This is a genomic window from Actinoplanes sp. NPDC051633, from assembly GCF_040681735.1.
In the GTDB taxonomy this organism is placed as follows: Bacteria; Actinomycetota; Actinomycetes; order Mycobacteriales; family Micromonosporaceae; genus Actinoplanes.
The window spans coordinates 1-3,350 of record NZ_JBFAZH010000876.1 but is presented as its reverse complement, the minus strand read 5'-3'; the positions used below and the strand labels follow the sequence as shown (position 1 = coordinate 3,350).

The following is a 3,350-nucleotide window of genomic DNA, read 5'->3' as shown; positions in this document are numbered from 1 at the left end:
GCGCTCGTCGCGGCGCGTCGTCGCAGCCACGCAGCGTGGGCAGATGAAGCCGATCTCGTCCTCGGCGGTCAGCACGTCGGTGCCCCGGAAGTCGAACGGCACGTGCGGGAAGCGGAACAGCCGGGTCCGGCTGAGCGCCAGGCCGCACACGGTCTGGTTCGTGCCGGGCAGCCAGGCGTGCGCCTCGCCGGCCGGGACCCGCACGCCGTCGGGGCTCGTGGCCTGGCTCGACGCGGCCGTCGCCGCACCCTTCACCCGCGCCATCGGCCCCGACCCCCGGAAGCGCCGAGGCTTCCCGATGCGGCGAGGACCGACGCGATCGCGGCGTCGATGAGCGCGATCCGCCGCCACCGTCCGGACGCGACGGCAAGCCCCACGTCGGTGCTCGCGTGGATCGCATCGACCGCGGCGCCGGCCAGCGCGACCGGCCGCGACGGCTGGGCGACGGTGACCACGGCCTGCGCCACCTGCCGCGCGCCCAGCACCCGCGCGACGGTGACCGCGGCCGGTGTCGCGGGCGCGCGTCCGGCGATCCGGAGCACCATCTCCGGGGCGAGCAACAGAACGGATCCCCAGCCGGCGCGGGCCACCGCCGCGGCGCCGAGGCGGCCCGGCCGCCGCCGGAGCCGGCGGACGGCGTTGGTCGCGACGTCGCCCGGCCTCGCGCGCCGGCCGATCAGCCTGGTGTACGCGCTGTGCCGCAGCACCCGCCCCGAGTGGCTGCCGCGGACCTGCCCGGGCTCGTCGACCGGACCGTCGAGATTGTCCACCCCGTTGTCCGGCCGGTCGGTGCGCTGCGCTCCGATGCCCAGCCGCCGGATCGAGAACATCGCGTCGGTGAGCGCCGGGGCCAGCCGCTGGCTGAGCATGAACCCGACGCCGGCGCCGCCGACGAGGATCTCGCGCCGCGGATGCCGGGCGGCGTACACGATGGTCTCGGCGACGACCTCCGGCGCGTAGACCGGCGGTGGCGGCTTGGGCATCGCGCCCATCCTGCTGCGCGCGTGCTCGAAGAACGGCGTGTCGATCGACGCCGGCGACACGGTGGTCACGGCGACCGGCGCACCCTCCTGCGCCATCTCCATCCGCAGGGCGTCGTAGAAGGCGCGCACCGCGAACTTGCTGGCGGTGTAGGGCGCGTGCATGGGAACCGCCCGGATCCCCTCCACCGAAGCGACCCCGATGAGCGCGCCGCCGCCGGCCCGCCGCAAGGCCGGCAGCGCCGCGTGCACCCCGTGCACCTGGCCCAGGAAGTTGACCCGCATCACCTTGTCGAACTCCGCGTCGGTGATGTCCTCGACGCGGCCCCACACGCCGACGGCGGCGTTGTTCACCCAGGTGTCGATGCGCCCGTACCGCTGCTCGGCCGCCTCCGCGAGGGCGCGCACCGCGGCCGGGTCGCCGACGTCGGTGGGCACGGCCGTCGCCGTACCCCCGGCTGCCTGGATCTCGGCGACCAGCGTGTCCAGGGCCTGCTTGCCGCGGGCCGCGCAGACGACCTTGGCGCCGCGGGCGGCGAAGGCCAGCGCGGTCGCGCGGCCGATGCCGCTGGAGGCTCCGGTGATGACGACGACCTGATCGGGTACGCGTTTCATGGCGGCCGTCTACCCCGTTCCGCCACCGATAAGCCGGCTCGCATGAGGCGCCGGGCGGCGGGGCAAGACCTCGGACATGGCGATCATCCTGATGACCGGCGCGTCGGGCGCGGTCGGCGCGATGCTGCGCGAGCGGCTGCGCGGCCACGAGTTGCGGCTCACCGACGTGCGGGCCGGCGACGGCGTCGCGGCGCTCGACGTCACCGACGCCGCGGCGGTCGAGCGGGCCGCCCGCGGGGTGGACGCCGTCGTCCATCTCGGCGGCATCGCGAGCGAGGGCCCGTTCGAGGACGTGCTGGCGGTGAACGTGCGCGGCACGGAACGGGTCCTGCAGGCAGCGCACAGCACCGGCGTGCCGCGGGTGATCCTGGCGTCCAGCAACCACGCGGCCGGCCTCTACGAGCGGTCCGACGCCGGGCCGGATGGCCTCCCGGACGACGTGCCGCCGCGGCCCGACTCCTACTACGGCTGGAGCAAGGCCGCGATGGAGTCGCTCGGCCGGCTCTATCACGACCGGCACGGCCTGCACGTGATCTGCCTGCGCATCGGCTCGTGCAAGGACGAGCCCACCGGCCCGCGCGACCTGTCGGCGTGGCTGTCCCCGGACGACGCCGCCCGCCTGGTCGAGGCATCTCTCACCGCGACCGGCTGGCGGCTCGTCTGGGGCGTCTCCGCCAACACCCGCCGATGGTGGTCGGCGGCCGGTGGCCGGGCGATCGGGTACGCCCCGCGCGACGACGCCGAGTCGTGGGCCGCCGCCGTCGGCGAACCCGATCTCAGCGAGCCGGAGCACCGGCTGGTGGGCGGGCCGATGGCGACCGGGCCCCTCGGGGAGGCGTAACGGGTCACCGGGCAGCTCAGCGGGCGGGTCAGCGGGCGTTGAGCAGGTGGCTCACCTCGGGCGGGCCGTCGGCGAGCGCCTGGGCCCGCTCCTCCACCGCCCGGTCGGCGCCCGTCAGCCGGCCCGAGTGCTGCCGCAGGTGCTCGTCCCAGCTGGGCACCAGGTAGGCCTCGACGTAGCGGTCCGGCCGCTCGCCGTCGCGGAACAGCCCCCAGCGCACCGCGCCGGTCCGCAGCCGGGTGCGGCGTACCGCGTCCATCGCCTCGACGAACGCCTCCTCACGCTCGGCGCTCACCGGATAGCTCGCCAGCACCAGGACCGGGCCGCCATGGTCGTCCGGTTCGATCTCCAGGTGCGGCTCGGGCCAGAACACGGCCGGCTCGCGGTTGAGCCCGGTCGTGTCCCGCAGTGGCCACCAGCGCAACGTCACCACGCCCGCCAACATCAGCGCCGCCGCCGTCAGATGCGCCGGGACAAGGCCCCAGAGGTCGGAGATCGCACCCCAGGCCAGCGCACCGGCCGCCTGCGCCCCGGCGAAGACCATCTGGTAGACCGCCAGCCCGCGGGCACGCACCCAGTTCGGCAGGAACAACTGCATCGCGGCGTTCACACTGGACAGCACCATGACCCAGGCGACGCCGGCCGGCAGCAGCGCCACCAGGATGAGCGCCTCCCAGCGGCTGAGCGCGAGCACCGTGAGGACCCCCGCGAAGCCGATGCCCGCGATCAGCAGCAACCGGTTCAGCGACCACCGGGCCCGCAACCGTGGCAGCAGCAGCGCGCCGGCCACCGCGCCGACGCCGACGGCCGCCAGCAGGAGAAAAGACGCAGAAATTGTTCAAGATTTAGAACAAGGTTTATACAGAAAACGTATGTTAAGTTACGGTGGTTTACTTAAACAAAAACATAAACTT

The 3,350-nt window shown here is 74.1% G+C and carries 4 protein-coding genes; 1 reads left to right on the top strand and 3 read right to left on the bottom strand.

All coding sequences use genetic code 11. The annotated features are described in order from the left end of the window. Both AB0M20_RS33725 and AB0M20_RS33720 read right to left on the bottom strand, forming a co-directional pair. Nucleotides 1-264 (bottom strand): hypothetical protein (locus tag AB0M20_RS33725; protein ID WP_364304387.1); only part of this gene is annotated, 264 nt, incomplete at its 3' end. Next, nucleotides 252-1,595 carry an SDR family oxidoreductase gene (locus tag AB0M20_RS33720; RefSeq protein WP_364304386.1) on the bottom strand — a complete coding sequence of 448 codons (1,344 nt, stop codon included), beginning with the start codon at nucleotides 1,593-1,595 and terminating at the stop codon, nucleotides 252-254. The genes AB0M20_RS33725 and AB0M20_RS33720, both read right to left, overlap by 13 nt. Before the next feature lie 76 nt (nucleotides 1,596-1,671). Here AB0M20_RS33720 and AB0M20_RS33715 point away from each other — a divergent pair, with 76 nt between their 5' ends. Then, nucleotides 1,672-2,436, top strand: coding sequence for an NAD(P)-dependent oxidoreductase (locus tag AB0M20_RS33715; RefSeq protein ID WP_364304384.1), 765 nt, complete (start codon nucleotides 1,672-1,674; stop codon nucleotides 2,434-2,436). Nucleotides 2,437-2,464: 28 nt separating this feature from the next. Here the strand turns inward: AB0M20_RS33715 and AB0M20_RS33710 are convergent, their stop codons facing one another. Beyond that, entirely contained in the window at nucleotides 2,465-3,250 is a 786-nt protein-coding gene (locus AB0M20_RS33710; RefSeq protein ID WP_364304388.1) for an MFS transporter, read from the bottom strand. Nucleotides 3,251-3,350: the final 100 nt, after the last annotated feature.